The organism is Paenibacillus sp. CECT 9249, assembly GCF_918697855.1.
Classification (GTDB): Bacteria; Bacillota; Bacilli; order Paenibacillales; family Paenibacillaceae; genus MSJ-34.
Map to the genome: position 1 here is coordinate 24,130 of NZ_CAKKLI010000003.1, position 14,781 is coordinate 38,910.

General features: G+C 53.6%; 12 protein-coding genes. 7 read left to right on the top strand and 5 right to left on the bottom strand.

What is annotated here, in order from left to right; genetic code table 11:
* The first annotated feature begins 4 nt into the window (after positions 1 to 4).
* From iolE to LQ229_RS03640, 6 genes are all read left to right on the top strand, one after another.
* A complete protein-coding gene (gene iolE / locus LQ229_RS03615) occupies positions 5 to 916 on the top strand; it encodes a myo-inosose-2 dehydratase (protein ID WP_216537131.1) in 912 nt (303 codons plus the stop codon).
* A 2-nt stretch (positions 917 to 918) separates the two neighbouring features.
* Positions 919 to 1,932 carry a 5-dehydro-2-deoxygluconokinase gene (gene iolC, locus LQ229_RS03620; RefSeq protein WP_230190988.1) on the top strand — a complete coding sequence of 338 codons (1,014 nt, stop codon included), beginning with the start codon at positions 919 to 921 and terminating at the stop codon, positions 1,930 to 1,932.
* A gap of 34 nt (positions 1,933 to 1,966) precedes the next feature.
* Complete coding sequence (locus LQ229_RS03625) at positions 1,967 to 3,412, top strand: CoA-acylating methylmalonate-semialdehyde dehydrogenase (protein WP_216537132.1); 1,446 nt, start codon at positions 1,967 to 1,969, stop codon at positions 3,410 to 3,412.
* A gap of 22 nt (positions 3,413 to 3,434) precedes the next feature.
* Positions 3,435 to 4,466: an inositol 2-dehydrogenase gene (gene iolG / locus LQ229_RS03630; protein ID WP_230190989.1), complete on the top strand. Its 1,032-nt coding sequence runs from the start codon at positions 3,435 to 3,437 to the stop codon at positions 4,464 to 4,466.
* 11 nt (positions 4,467 to 4,477) lie between these two features.
* Positions 4,478 to 5,299 carry a 5-deoxy-glucuronate isomerase gene (gene iolB / locus LQ229_RS03635; protein WP_216537134.1) on the top strand — a complete coding sequence of 274 codons (822 nt, stop codon included), beginning with the start codon at positions 4,478 to 4,480 and terminating at the stop codon, positions 5,297 to 5,299.
* A gap of 116 nt (positions 5,300 to 5,415) precedes the next feature.
* Complete coding sequence (locus LQ229_RS03640; RefSeq protein ID WP_230190990.1) at positions 5,416 to 6,426, top strand: LacI family DNA-binding transcriptional regulator; 1,011 nt, start codon at positions 5,416 to 5,418, stop codon at positions 6,424 to 6,426.
* A gap of 121 nt (positions 6,427 to 6,547) precedes the next feature.
* Here the strand turns inward: LQ229_RS03640 and LQ229_RS03645 are convergent, their stop codons facing one another.
* Positions 6,548 to 7,024, bottom strand: a complete 477-nt coding sequence (locus LQ229_RS03645) for an N-acetyltransferase (protein WP_216537136.1) — start codon at positions 7,022 to 7,024, stop codon at positions 6,548 to 6,550.
* A gap of 139 nt (positions 7,025 to 7,163) precedes the next feature.
* Here LQ229_RS03645 and LQ229_RS03650 point away from each other — a divergent pair, with 139 nt between their 5' ends.
* Complete coding sequence (locus LQ229_RS03650) at positions 7,164 to 9,884, top strand: sugar-binding protein (protein WP_216537137.1); 2,721 nt, start codon at positions 7,164 to 7,166, stop codon at positions 9,882 to 9,884.
* 855 nt (positions 9,885 to 10,739) lie between these two features.
* Here LQ229_RS03650 and LQ229_RS03655 read toward each other — a convergent pair.
* The 4 genes from LQ229_RS03655 to LQ229_RS03670 all read right to left on the bottom strand — a co-directional run bounded on the left by LQ229_RS03655 (position 10,740) and on the right by LQ229_RS03670 (position 14,771).
* The gene (locus LQ229_RS03655; protein WP_216537138.1) at positions 10,740 to 11,636 is read right to left on the bottom strand and encodes an AraC family transcriptional regulator; all 897 of its coding nucleotides are present in this window, start codon (positions 11,634 to 11,636) and stop codon (positions 10,740 to 10,742) included.
* A 25-nt stretch (positions 11,637 to 11,661) separates the two neighbouring features.
* A complete protein-coding gene (locus tag LQ229_RS03660; RefSeq protein WP_216537139.1) occupies positions 11,662 to 12,489 on the bottom strand; it encodes a carbohydrate ABC transporter permease in 828 nt (275 codons plus the stop codon).
* A 12-nt stretch (positions 12,490 to 12,501) separates the two neighbouring features.
* Complete coding sequence (locus LQ229_RS03665) at positions 12,502 to 13,365, bottom strand: sugar ABC transporter permease (RefSeq protein WP_216537140.1); 864 nt, start codon at positions 13,363 to 13,365, stop codon at positions 12,502 to 12,504.
* Between the two features lie 86 nt (positions 13,366 to 13,451).
* Positions 13,452 to 14,771, bottom strand: coding sequence for an extracellular solute-binding protein (locus LQ229_RS03670; RefSeq protein ID WP_216537141.1), 1,320 nt, complete (start codon positions 14,769 to 14,771; stop codon positions 13,452 to 13,454).
* Positions 14,772 to 14,781 lie beyond the last annotated feature (10 nt).

Sequence of the window (14,781 nt, forward strand, 5' to 3'; positions counted from 1 at the left end):
GAATATGAGACGGAAATTATTCCGCATCGGCGCGCATCCGATTAATTGGGTCGGCGAGGATGTGAAGGAGCATGGCGAACATACGACTTATGAACAAATTCTCGACGATATGCAATCGCTCGGATTGCTTGGAACGGAAATGGGTCGCAAATATCCGCAAGATGCCGCTCTACTGCGGCAAGAGCTCGATAAACGCGGCATGCGGCTCGTCTCCCAATGGAAGTCGGTGCTGTTCTCCGATCCGTCCTGCCGCCGGGAGGAGCTGGAGAGCTATCGCCGTCATGCGCAATTTCTGCATGAGATGGGTTGCAAAGTGATCAGCACTTGCGAGAGCGGCGGTTCGCCCCAGTTCGATCCCCGAACATCGCCGGGACAGATAGGGGTGATTCGGCTGGACGAAGCGGGTTGGAAGAGCCTTGCCGAAGGATTGAACGCCGCCGGAGCGATCGCAAGCGAATATGGGATGAAGCTGACTTACCATCACCACGGAGGCACGGTCGTCGAGCGTCCCGAGGAAATCGACCGGCTGATGGAGATGACCGACCCCGAGCTCGTCAGCTTGTTGTACGATACGGGACACGCGTATTTCGGGGGCGCCGACCCGCTTGCGGTTCTGTGCAAGCATTACGATCGCATCGCATACGTCCACCTCAAGGACGTTCGCAAAGGGGTATTAACGCAGGCGCGGGAAGAAGAGGCGGATTTCATCGAATGCATCAAGCGGGGCGTATTTACGCTGCCCGGAACGGGCGATCTCGATTTCCGGCCGATTGTCGGGGAACTGCTTCAGCGCGGCTACGACGGATGGGCGATGCTGGAGGGAGAACAAGATCCGGCGAAGCATCCTCCGCATGAGTATGCCCGGACATCGCTCAACTATTTGAACAAGATTATTTCGGAAAAGGCAGGTGCGTAAACGTGGAACGGTATATTGAGTTTCCGGCGGACAGTACGTATGATTTCACGGCGATCGGCAGGTTATGCATCGATTTGAACGCGAACGAGATCAATCGACCGATGGAAGAAACGATGACTTTTACCAAATATGTCGGCGGTTCCCCCGCGAATATTGCGATCGGCATGTCGCGGTTTGGCATGAAGACGGCTTTTATCGGCAAAATCGCGGACGACCAAATGGGGCGCTTTATTCGCGGCTATTTGGAGCAAAACCGGATTCATACCGGCAATGTCGTTACCGATCGTACCGGAGCGGTGACGGGACTCGCCTTTACGGAAATTAAAAGCCCGACCGATTGCAGCATTTTAATGTACCGGGACAATGCGGCCGACCTGCTGCTGACTGCGGGAGAAGTGCAGGAAGAGCTCATTGCCGGATCGAAGGTGCTGCTCATTTCCGGAACGGCGCTGGCGCAAAGCCCGTCGCGGGAAGCGGTGCTTCAATCGCTGCAATACGCCCAAAAACACGGAACGATCGTCGCATTCGATCTGGATTATCGCCCTTACACTTGGAAATCGGATGAGGAGACGGCAGTTTACTATAACTTGGCGGCGGAGAAATGCGATATCATTCTCGGCACCCGCGAAGAGTTCGATATGATGGAGCGGTTCGGCGGCAATCCGGAGCGGGACGACCGGGTGACGGCGTCCAACTGGTTCGGGCATCGCGCGAAAATCGTCGTCGTTAAACACGGCAAGGAGGGGTCGATCGCTTATACGGGCGACGGCATCGGCCATCGCGCCCAAAGCTTTCCGGCCAAAGTGGTGAAGACATTCGGCGCGGGCGATTCCTATGCGGCCGGATTTCTGTACGGCATCATGCAGGGCTGGACGCTTACGGCATGCATGGAATTCGGCAGCGCAGCGGCCTGCATCGTCATTTCGAGCCATAGCTGTTCGGACGCCATGCCGACGGCCGCGCAAGTTCATGCATATATCGAACGCTGCAAAGCCGGCGAAATCGAAGTGCAATAGCAGCCAATTTTGATCAAAAAGGAGATATGACACGATGGCGACAATATTGAAAAATTGGATCGGCGGCGAATGGACGGATTCGTCGTCCGTACGTCTCGAGCCAGTCTATAATCCGGCCACGGAGGAGATTCTCGCGCAAGTTCCGCTCTCCACACAGACCGATGTGGATGCGGCGGTGCGGAAAGCCGGGGAAGCGTTCGCAACCTGGAGCCGCACGCCGGTACCCCGCCGCGCGCGCATTATGTTCGCGTATCAGCAGCTTCTTGTCCAGCATTGGGAAGAGCTTGCGAAGTTGATTACGAAAGAAAACGGAAAAAGCTATAACGAAGCTTACGGCGAGGTGTTGCGCGGGATCGAATGCGTCGAGTTTGCCGCGGGCGCGCCCTCGCTTATGATGGGCAAACAGTTGCCGGATATCGCCACGAACTTGGAATCGGGCATGTTCCGCTATCCGATCGGCGTTGTCGGGGGCATTACCCCTTTCAATTTCCCGATGATGGTGCCATGCTGGATGTTCCCGCTCGCGATCGCTTGCGGCAACGCGTTCGTGCTGAAGCCGTCCGAACGGACGCCGCTGCTCGCCAACCGATTGGCGGAACTGATGCACGAAGCGGGACTTCCCGCGGGCGTACTGAACGTCGTGCATGGCGCTCATGATGTCGTTAACGGCATATTGGAGCACCCGGACGTGAAAGCCGTCTCTTTCGTCGGATCCCAGCCTGTCGCCGAATACGTCTATAAAACGGCCTCCTCCCACGGCAAACGGGTGCAGGCTTTGGCCGGCGCCAAAAACCATACGATCGTCATGCCGGATGCGGATCTCGACCTGGCCGTCAAGGAAATCGCAAACGCCGCTTTCGGTTCCGCCGGGGAACGCTGCATGGCATGCTCCGTCGTCGTAGCGGTCGGGGAGATCGGCGATGAACTCGTAAACAGGCTGGTTCAGGCCGCAGACCGGATTACGATCGGAAACGGTCTCGACGAGGGTGTGTTCCTCGGACCGGTTATTCGGGATTCCCATAAAGAACGGACCGTGAAATACATCGAAATCGGAGAGAAGGAAGGCGCTTTGCTCGTTCGCGACGGGCGCAAAGATTCGGCGTCGTCCGGCGAGGGCTATTTTGTCGGGCCGACGATTTTCGACGGCGTGCGGTGCGGGATGAAAATTTGGGAAGATGAAATTTTCGCCCCTGTCTTATCCGTCGTCAGAGCGGATACGCTCGAGGAGGCGATCGAGCTGGCGAATCGGTCGGAGTTCGCCAACGGAGCATGCTTGTTCACCACGAGCGGCAGCCATGCCCGCCAGTTCCGCGAGCAAATCGATGCAGGCATGCTCGGGGTCAACCTTGGCGTACCCGCACCAATGGCGTTCTTCCCGTTCTCCGGCTGGAAAAAGTCGTTTTACGGCGATTTGCACGCGAACGGCATGGACGGGGTTGAATTTTACACGAGAAAGAAAATGGTGACGGCAAGATGGTAATCCGTAGAGAGGATGCGTGTCTATGAAAAAAATAACGATCGGCATCATCGGCGCGGGCAGAATCGGGAAGATTCATGCTGACAATATGGCGAGGCTTCCGAATGTCGAAATTGCGGCGATCAGCGATCTGTTCGTGGGTCCCGAACTCGAAGCTTGGGCGGCGGAACGGGGGATTGGGCTGGTAACAAAGAACAGCGGGGATATTATCGCCCATCCCGACATCGATGCCGTATTCATTTGCTCTTCGACCGATACGCATGTACCGCTGATCAAACAAGCGGCGCAAGCGGGAAAACATATTTTCTGCGAGAAGCCGGTCAGCATGGATCTCGCCCAGACGAGAGAAGGGGTCGCCGCGGCGGCGGAGGCGGGCGTCAAACTGCAAATCGGCTTCAACCGGCGCTTCGATCATAACTTCAAACGGGTGCGGGAGCATGTGCAAGCGGGGACGATCGGCCGGCCGCATCTGATCAAAATTACGTCGCGCGATCCGAGTCCGCCGGGTGAAAGCTACATTCGGGTGTCCGGCGGCCTGTTTATGGATATGGCGATTCACGATTTCGACATGGCCCGGTATTTGGCGGGCAGCGAAGTGGAGGAAGTATACGCGCAAGGCAATGTGCTCGTCGACCCGGTGTTCGCCAAGTACGGCGACATTGATACCGCCGTAATTACGCTTCGCTTCGAGAACGGGGCGCTCGGCGTCATCGACAACAGCCGCAAGGCGGCGTACGGATACGACCAGCGGGCGGAAGTATTCGGGTCGAAAGGAAGCGTCGCCGTCGCCAACGATTATCCCAACAGCGCAGTCGTCAGCTGCGCGGATGGAACGTATTCCGACAAGCCGCTGCATTTCTTCCTGGAACGCTACAATCAAGCGTACGTCGACGAGACGCGGCTCTTCGTCGAATGCTTGCTTGACGGCGGGCCGCTCGTGGTTGACGGCCATGACGCCTTGCAGGCGGAAAGCATCGCCTTGGCAGCGAAACTGTCTTTACGCTTGCGGCGTCCGGTCCGGCTGGATGAGTTAGACGAACTCGGCAATAAGGAATAGGAGTGAGGAGAATGTCCAATTTGATTGTAAAACCGGTGCCGCCAGGATACGGCGATTCCCGAGTCCTTGCCGTCACCCCGGAAGGCGCGCAATGGAACTATGTCGGATTTGAGGTTCACCGCATCGCTGCGGGCGGTTCCTTGCACAGCGATACCGGGGGGCGGGAAGCATGCCTTGTGTTGCTCAGCGGCAAGGCGAATGCGAGCACGTCGGAACGATCGTGGCATGATATTGGGCAGCGGATGAGCGTATTCGAGCAAATTCCTCCGTATTCCGTGTATGTGCCAAGCGGTGACAGATATGAAATCGAGGCGCTTACGGATGTAGAAGTTGCGGTTTGCAGCGCGCCGGGCCAAGGAAATCATAAAGCGAGGCTGATCGCCCCGGAGCATGTCGGCGTCGAGGTGCGCGGCAGCGGCAATATGCAGCGGCATATTCACAACATTTTGCCGGAACAGGAGCCGGCCGACAGCCTGCTCGTCGTGGAGGTATTTACGCCGGGCGGCCATTGGTCCAGCTATCCGCCCCATAAGCATGACCGCGACGCGTTGCCCGACGAGTCGTTGCTGGAAGAAACGTATTATTTCAAAATTAAGCCCGAGCAAGGGTTTGCGGTGCAGCGAGTTTATACCGACGACCGTTCGCTCGACGAGACGCTCGCCGTGCGGGACGGCGAAGCGGTGCTGGTGCCCCGCGGATACCATCCCGTGTCCGCGCCTCCCGGTTACGACGCATATTATTTAAATGTCATGGCAGGCCCTGTCCGCATCTGGAAGTTCCAAAACGATCCGGATCATGCTTGGCTAATGAACCATCCGTCTTCGCATAAATAGGGAACATATTGCATCAGGCGCAGAAAATACGCATAATGGGGTAAGGGGATGAGAGCGCATGAATCCATCCCCGTTTTTTATCCATGTCGGTAATAATCAATGAGTCGGGGATGTTCATGAAAGCTACCATATACGATGTTGCCAAAGAAGCCGGCGTTTCCATCGCGACCGTATCCAATGCGATCAACGGCAAAGGCAAAATAAGCAAAAAAAGACGGGAAGAAATATTCAAAGTAATGGAACGGCTGCAATACAAACCGAGCGTGATTGCTTCGGCCTTAATGGGAAAAAGAACCTTTACCCTCGGTTTGCTCATTCCGGACGTATCCAATCCGTTTTTTGCGGAAATCGCCAGAGCGATCGAGGACGAAGCCCATCAATCGGGGTACAGTCTCATCATTTGCAGTACGGACAATAAAGACGAAAAAGTCGAGCGTTATCTCAAGCTGTTGGAACAAAAAAGCGTGGACGGCATCATTATCGGCACAGGCATCGAAAATATCGAATTATTGAAGCAATTGCAGGAGAAATCGATACCGATCGCGATGATCGCCCGGGAGGTCGAATCGTTGACCGCGCATACCGTCGTGACGGACGATTTTCTCGGCGGAACGCTTGCGGCCCGTCACTTGCTTGAGCTCGGACATCTTCGTCTTTCCGTACTGACGGAAAGTTTGAAGGTAAGCAGCAGCCGCGAACGGATCAGAGGTTTTACGTTCGCTTTATTCGAAGCCGGCATCGCGCTGAACGAAGAGAGCATCGTCACTTGCGATCATACGATCGAAGATGCCAAGCTGGGGGCCAAACGTCTGCTGCGTCAAGCGGAACGGCCGACCGCCATCTTCTGCAGCAACGACATCCTTGCCGTCGGGGCTCTGCAAGCCGCCAAGGAAGAAGGATTGCGCGTTCCCGAAGACGTATCCGTGATCGGGTTTGACAACACGATTCTGTCTTCCGTCACCGATCCGGCGCTGACGACGGTCGCTCAGCCGATGGACCGGATGGCCAAGCTCGTGTTCAACCTGTTGACCGGCCATTTGGAGAACAAGCCGGATACGGCGATGCAGCGGATCGTATTGCGTCCCGAATTAATCGTGCGCCAATCGACGGCGGAAGCAAAGGGCTAGTTGCCGTTAGTACATGAATTTTCAGGATATCTATTAAATTATGAGATGAAACTCAAACTTCGATTCCGAGAAGCTGGGAAGTTTGAGTTTATCATTTTCATTGCCGTTTTCTTCGATCCGCTTACACCTTATATCTCATTCTTGTCGTTTTAAGGTCATGCCCTAGAAAATGATCTACATATTGCTTTTCAATTCTAAACCCCTTTTTTTGATAGAACGACATTCCTATAGCATTGTCTGTTTCAACATCACATACGATCTCAGTGCCAACTTTACATTCCCCAATCATTTTTTCGAATAATTGAGTACCAATCCCTTTACGTTGAAACAAAGGGTCAATATAAAATGCCGATAGTTCCACCAAATCATTTTTCGTAACAAAATAATTAATAAATCCTACGATTTTATTTTCGCAAATAGCAAGAAAAAATAAGGTGTTATCCATTCTGTTACTCAACATTTCATTTGAATAAGCATGGTCTAAAAAAGACTGTTGCACTTCAGGCGGAATGATTGACCTATATGTACTTTCCCAAGCAGTTACAGCGATGTTTCTAATGGCTTGGATATCTTCTATAGTTGCCTTTCTAATTTGCATCTTAAACACGCTCCTATGTAAGTAAAACACCTTCCACGAAGGTCATAAAATCTAAAGATTCTGTCAATATTTCGTTAGCGGCAGTTTCCATAAACAAGTATATTCTACTCATATTCTAATCATGGAAGGGAGTAGAACGATGTTTGCGATGACGAAAAGCGGAAAATCGATTTTTGTAAGCGCTTTGCTGGCCTTGGCTATGGCCTTGGCCCCTTCGGCCGGCAACGATATGATGGCCGCCGCCAAACCGGCGGAACGGCCGGTCGATCTCGGCGTGCTGTTTATCGGAGCCCATCCCGACGACGAGGCGGGCAGCTTGTCGACCTTCGGACAATGGAACGAATATGAAGGCATTCGTACAGGCGTCATTACCGTCACGAGAGGAGAAGGAGGAGGCAACGCGGCGGGACCGGAAGAAGGAGCCACTCTGGGCATTATACGGGAAAAGGAAGAGCGCAACGCAGTGGGGAAAGCAGGCATCGAGCATATTTACAACCTGGATAAACTGGATTTCTACTACACGGTCAGCGCTCCGCTGACGGAGGAAATGTGGGGTCACGACGATTCTTTGGAAAAGACGGTCCGTATCGTGCGCATGACGCGCCCGGAATTGATCGTTACGATGAATCCTTCTCCGACGCCCGGCAATCACGGCAACCACCAGTATGCGGCCCGATTGGCGGTCGAAGCGTTCTATGCCGCCGCCGATCCGGACGTCTTCCCCGAACAGATCGAGCAGGAAGGGCTGCAGCCTTGGCGGGCGAGTAAAATAGTGATGCGGTATGCCGCCGGAGCGGGACAGCTTGGAGAGCGTTGCGAGTCGTCGTTTGCGCCGACCGAGCCGACGGATGCGGTATACGGCGTATGGAACGGACGCCATTCGGAAAAGCATGGCAAAACATGGGGCCAAGTGGAGCGGGATGCGCAGCGCGAGTATGTGACCCAAGGCTGGTCGGTCTTCCCTGACGTGGCTTCCGACCCGCAGCAATTAGGTTGCGATCAATTTACGGAAATCGACAGCCGCGTGCCCGGTTTGGAAGGCGGGACGGATTCCGCGGCGATCTTGGCCGGGGCGCTGAAGCAAGCGGAAGGCGGTTTGCCGCTCGGCTCCGAATTGTATTTGACGACCGATGCATTCCAACTTGTGCGCGGCCAATCGTTTACCGTAACGGTCCATGCGCGGAACGGCGGAAAGCAGACGCTTCGCGATGCCGAAATCCGTTTGGAATTGCCGGACGGATGGAAAGCGGAGGGTCAGGGTGCGATCGCCAAGCTGGAACCGAATCAACCGGTTTCCGCCGCATTTACGGTAACGGTGCCGGACAATGCGGAGTTGAAACGCGTGCGGCTGAACGCCCGCTTGACGACAGGAAATATGAAAGGCTTTGCAAGCCGGGTCGTCAACGTTTCCCCGGAAGTGGCGGGTACGCTCCAGCCTTTGCCGCAAGTGAAGCAATTCCGGAACTGGGCGCAGCAAGTCGGCGTACCGCAGCTCGATAATTTGATCAAGCCGGTGCTTGCTCTCGGCGTCGGCGAGATGCGCACGGTGGAAGTCGATGTGACGAATTACAGCGATCGCAAGCAGAACGGCACAGTAACGCTGCAACTGCCTGCAGGTTTCCGGGCGGAGCCGGCGGTGCGGTCGTATTCCAATTTGCAGCCGGGAGCTACCGGCAAAGTGACATTTCAAGTGAAAAACACGAATTCCAACTTGAAAACGTCCAATGAGGGCGGAGAGAAGGGAGATTATAACTTTACCGTTCAGACGACAAGCATTGGCGGAAGCAGTACGCAGGCGGCCGCTCTGAATCTCGTGCCTGTAGCGGAGATCGCGAAGGCGAATGCCGCGCCGCGCGTCGACGGCGTGGAATCTCCAGGGGAATATCCCGGCGTCGCGTTAGACTTAAGCCGGGTGTGGGAAGGCGATGCCCCGGAATCGACGGCGGACGCCTCCGGCAGCGCGAAAGTGAGTTGGTATGACGATGCGCTCTATTTCGTCATTCACGTCAAGGACGATGTGCTGGGCGCCGTCCTGCCGCCGGATGACGCCAAGCGTCATTGGCGCACCGATTCCGTCGAAATCGCCATCGATCCGCGCGGCGATTCGGAGAATACGTCCACGACGTTCAAAGTGGGCATTTTCCCGGTCACGGACGATGCGCAGCATGGCAATCCCGCAGCGGCGTACCGCGACGCCGATCATAAGCAAGGGCCGATTGCCGAGACGGCTCCGGGCATGGTCGTCAAATCCAAGGTAAGCGAGCCGTATGCCGGTTATACGATCGAGGCGAAAATTCCGTTCGCCGAGTTGCCGGCGCCGATCGATCCGCAGCGGATGGGCTTGAATATTTTCATCTACGATTCCGACACGCAAGACAAAACCGGCCAAACGCGTCTCGGCTGGTCGACATGGGGCGGCGTGCAAGGCGATCCGTACCGCTGGGGCCAAGTGTCGCTATCCGGCTACGACCGGGCGAAAGACGCCGCCGTTGACGTCGGGCGCAGCGTAGCTTCGCCGCAGTCGATCATCCAATCGTTAGCGGACGGCGTTCCGCTCGCCGGCGGACGCGATGCCGGCAAGGTCGTTCAATTCCAATCGAAGCCGGTTTGGCAGGACGGTTCGATTGCCGTCGAGTTGAAAGCCGACGCAGCGGGCGAAGCCCATCTGTTCGTCTGGGCAGGCGGCGAAGCGCTGGCTTATCGATCCGTTCCGCTTGCGCCGGGCAAACCGGAGAAGCTGCTCCTGCCGGTTGCGAAGGACCGGGCCGACCGCGCGCGGCAAGACGCGATCGTGTTAGCGGCGTTTGAAACCGAGACCGGCGCAACGGCGGCTTTATCGGAAGCTGTGAAGAAGAAGTAGCAAGCAGAGGCGGTATCATGTTGATGCCGCCTCAGTTTCGTTCCGTTCATACGCAATGAAGCAGTGCATGGATCGAATCCTCCGAATTTGTTTGAGTTTCATACTCAAATCGCGATTTGAGACCTGCTCCTGCAATGGCGTTGCATTGAGGAAATTGCTATCCGGACCGTACGGCCGTTATTTTGTGTCAAACTTGCTTTTTCGCTGTTTAGGCGGACAGTGGTTCGTTATCCGTTCGTCGGAGGGCTTATTTTTACGTTTTTGCCGCGAATAGAGGATCGTATGTCCGCAAAAGGTCCGAAATCGGGCCGTTTGTCACAATTAGCGTCTCCTGTGTCCGCGAACTTGGGGAGCAGGGCGGTAGATGAAATGTGAAGGAATAGCACCGTAATCCACACAGTTGTCTCAATATTTGCTGAAAAAAGTTAATGCAACGCCAGTGCTGATCCTGCTCAGGTATGCGAAAAATCGTACAAAACAAGCGGCTCACACTTCCAATCCATCGACTTAGTTTGAAATTTCATACATACGCGCCGATTTGAGCCCTATTCCCGCAAAGGTGTACGAATAATCGTACGAAACGAGCCGCGCACGCTGCGAATCCGTCGACTTAGTTCGAAATTTCATATACAAAACGCGATCTGGGCCCTGATTCTGTAGTTGTAGACGAAAAATCATACACAAAAGAGCGGCGCATGCATCGACCCGTTGCTTTTGTTCGAACGTTCGGGGCGGAACCGCTAAGCGGAAAAATAAAAAAGCTTCCGTTTGCAGGAAGCCTTATTTCATTTCCTTGGCCAAGAAGCCAGCGATTTCTTCGCGTCGCTACGCAACCCTCGAATTCGATGCTCGACGTCAATATTTTTTGAGATTGTAAAAAATTTTGGGCAGCTTGCGGTATTTATTCGGACTGATGCCGATCATTTTCTTAAACATCCAATGAAAATGCGTGACATTGTTGAAGCCGACCTGGTACGCAATTTCCGTGACCTGCGTATCGGTATAGAGCAGCATTTCCTTAGCGTGCCAAATTCGTTTGAACGAAATGAACTCCACGATCGAAAAGCCGGTGTTATGCTTGAATTCCCGGCTTAAGTAAGACGGATTTACCCGAAGCTGGGAAGACAGCTTGGATAAGTTGATATCTTCGTTATAGCACCGATTAATATATTCCATTGCGTTCTGGACGACCGGCTTCAAGTGAACGCCGTTCCAGCATTCAATCTGGTTATAGCGCTTGTTCCGGCCGTACTCCCGCTTCAATTCCAGCAGCAGCCATTGCAGGAGGGAGCCGACCGTGCGCAGCGAGAATCCTTCCTTGCGGTCGTATTCCTCCATCATCAGATCGAAACACCACCGCAGCTTCGGCTGCAGCGTCGGATCCACTTTCAGTTGATGCGAGAAGTCGTCCGTCCGTTCGTAGAATAGCGCTAGCGGATCGACCCCGTCGTCCAACTGTATCAAATTGGCAAGCGACGGATCGAACATGATGATCATCGCTTCAAACGGCTCTTGATTGATCAATTGGCTTTTATGCAATTCGTGATTGCCGATGACGAACAGATCGCCGGGCTCGAAAACGTATACTTTATTTTCGATATAATATTTGCCTCTGCCCGATACGACATAGAAAATTTCGAGCGGTTCATGCCATTCGAACGGCATGCGCCACTCGCCTTCATTGCGATTGATAAAAATTTGGAAATCGTAGAAGCTGCGAAACGTTTGCAGCGATTCGGGAAGTCTGTTCATAATATCAATCACTCCTTCGGGTAGATCAACCTTTTAACGCGCCGCTTGTCAATCCTTGAATCACCTGTTTTTGCAATAAAATAAAAATAATGACGATCGGAATGACGCTGACGACAATCGCCGCGAACATCGCCGCGAAGTCGGCGTTAAATTGCGATTTGAACAAACTGATGCCTACCTGTAAGGTACGTACTTTCTGGTCGCTGGTCAATAGCAGGGCGTATAGAAATTCATTCCAGCACAATAGAAACTGAAAAATGGCGGCCGTAGCCATGCCGGGACGAATTAACGGAATCAGAATGCGTCCGTAGGTATAGTAAAAGCCTGCGCCGTCCATATAAGCGGATTCCATAATTTCTTTCGGCACGGAGCGGACGAATCCGTATACGAGCAACAACGTTAACGGAAAGCCCATCGCGGTATAGGTCGTAATCAGCGCCCATTTCGAATTCAGCAAATCGAACTGGCCCGCAATCAGATAATACGGCACCATTAACGAATTGACGGGAAGGAAAATACCGGCCGTCATCGCGACATACACCGATACGGTCCACTTCTTGCCTTGGCTGACCGCATAAGCGGCCATCGTCGCGAACAGCAAACAGAAGCCGACGGATAACAGGCTGACGAATACCGAATTCAGAAACAGCTGCCCGAGCTGCCCTACGACGTAAGCTTTGCGGTAGTTGGCGAAATGCCACTCTTCCGGCAAGGAAAAAGGCGAACTCATCAATTCCGCGTTGCTTTTGAGCGAACCGATCAAGATCCAAAGAATGGGGAGCATCGTGACGCAAAAAAAGAACAGAATGACGAGATAGGCCGGAAGCTTGGCGACACTGTTTTTCCAATTCATACCGATCCCCCTTTACAGATCTTTCTCACGGAACGCCAGACGCACGGCAAGCACCATGGCGGCGCCGATCGCAATCAGCATGACGGCAAGCGTGTTCGCGTATCCGTATTGATAGGAAACCATCTTATTATATATGTGCAGCGAAAGAACCATCGTCTGGTTGATCGGCCCGCCGTTCGTCAGCAGAAACGGCGCCTCGAAATTTTTGAGCGTATCGGTTAACGACAGCAGGACGGCAATCGAGAGCGCAGGCTTGAGCAAAGGAAGCGTAATATGCCATTCCTGCTTCAGGACGCTCGCGCCGTCGATTTGCGCCGATTCGTATAAGGACGGGTCAATCGTTGAAATAAACGACATGAAGATAATCATGAAAAACCCGATATAGAAAATCCATTGGCCGATCAGCGCCGGAAAAGCGGTATGCAGTTCGCCGAGCCAGTTACGCTGCCAGGAGCCTAGCCCGAGAAACTGGAGCAATTCGTTCAGCAGCCCGAACTCCCCGTTGTAAATAAATTGCCAGAGCATCGCCAGCGCCAGGGTGGAGATGAGATTGGGTATAAAAAATACGGTCCGGAAAAATTTCCACCCCGCTATTTTGCGCGATAAAATCATCGCGACGATCATCGCCATCGGAATATGGATGAAGACGGCGGCGGCGCCCCATGCAAGCGTATTCAACAATGATTTGTGAAATACGCTGTCCTCGAGCAACCTTCCATAATTATCCAATCCGACGAATTCCATCGGCGTGATCGAATCCCACTTCATCAAGCTCGTATAGGCCAAAAATCCGATCGGGTATATAAAATAAATAAGGAAGACTACAACGGCAGGGATTAAAAATAAAATAACGCCTATTCGATGTTGATTTTTCATATGTTCGGACCTCTCTAATCAAAGGTTCTGACGGCATCTCCGCGGCGATGGGCCGCGTAAACGCCGTCATATTTGCCACAAACCCTTTATTCCATGCTCGCCTTTTTCAACATTTCGACAAACTGTTCGGCCGTGAATTGGCCGAGAACCAAACCGGAAAGCGCTGTCGGAAATTCGATTTTGACAGCCGAACCGGTCATCCCTTCAAAGTAATCGTACGTTTGCGGAGCCGCGTTTAGTTTGCTTAATATCTCTTGAGAAATCGCATCGACCTGATCGTCCTGCTCGATTTGATAGTTGGTCGATTCGAATATTTCCCCGCTTTCCAGAAAAATTTTCTTGGCGTTATCCGGATGGGTGAAAAATTCGATAAACTTGGCCGTATATTCGGCCCGCTGCGCATCGTCCTGCTTCTTGCCGGCCATCGTCCAACCGATTCCCGAGATGAGGGCCCCTTGTTTGCCGGTCCCGTCCTTCGCGCTAGGGGAAGTGCCGACGCCCATTTTAGCCGCAAGAGCTTCGCCGCCCTTTTCCAAAAATTCGGAGATCATCCACGGTCCGTTGACGATCATGGCCGCTTTCTCATTCAAATAATGGCTGGCGTATTGCTGATAGGTCGCTCCCACGGCGTCCTTCGGAGAGTAAGCGAATAACTGCTTGAGCATCTCCGCCGCCTGCACGTACGCAGGATCGTCCAACCCTTTCTCCAATACATCGGAACCGCCGATGCTGGATACAAGATACGAATACAAGAGCATCGCCGACCAAGCGTTCTCGCCGGTTCCCATCGCAAACGCGTAGATGTCGTTTTTCTTCAACGCTTCGGCCGCATCGATCATCTCGTCCCAAGTTTGCGGAAATTGCCGAATGCCCGCCTGCTCGAACAGCGATTTATTGTAGAAGATCGGCGTCACCATCTGATCGAGCGGAATGGCCAGAATTTGATCGTTGAACCGCCCCGTTGCGAGGACGTCTTCCTTCAAATTGCCTTTCCATTCGTCGCTCATATACGGCGCAAGATCCAACAGCTTTCCGGAACTGTAATAGCGCTCCGACTCAACAGGATTATAATAGAAAGTAAAAATGTCGGGCAAGCTGTTCGTCGCCAAGTTCGTTTTCATTTTATCCTGGTATACGTCGTCGTCCGGGATCGCGTCGATGGATACTTTCGCTTTTCCTTCGTATTGGGCATTGAAACCGTTCACAATTTGCTGCACGATATCCGCCTTGCCGTCCTCTCCGACCCAATGGGTCGAGAAGACGAGTTCGACGAGTTTATCCGGCGAGCCGCCCTCTCCCGGCTCGGAGGAGCTTTGCGCGCCTCCCGCGCCGCATGCTTGCAGGAGCAGAGAGGCCGCGCACACTACCGCCAACACTAGAATGGAAGCTTTTCTTTTGACCTTCATGGAAATCCCC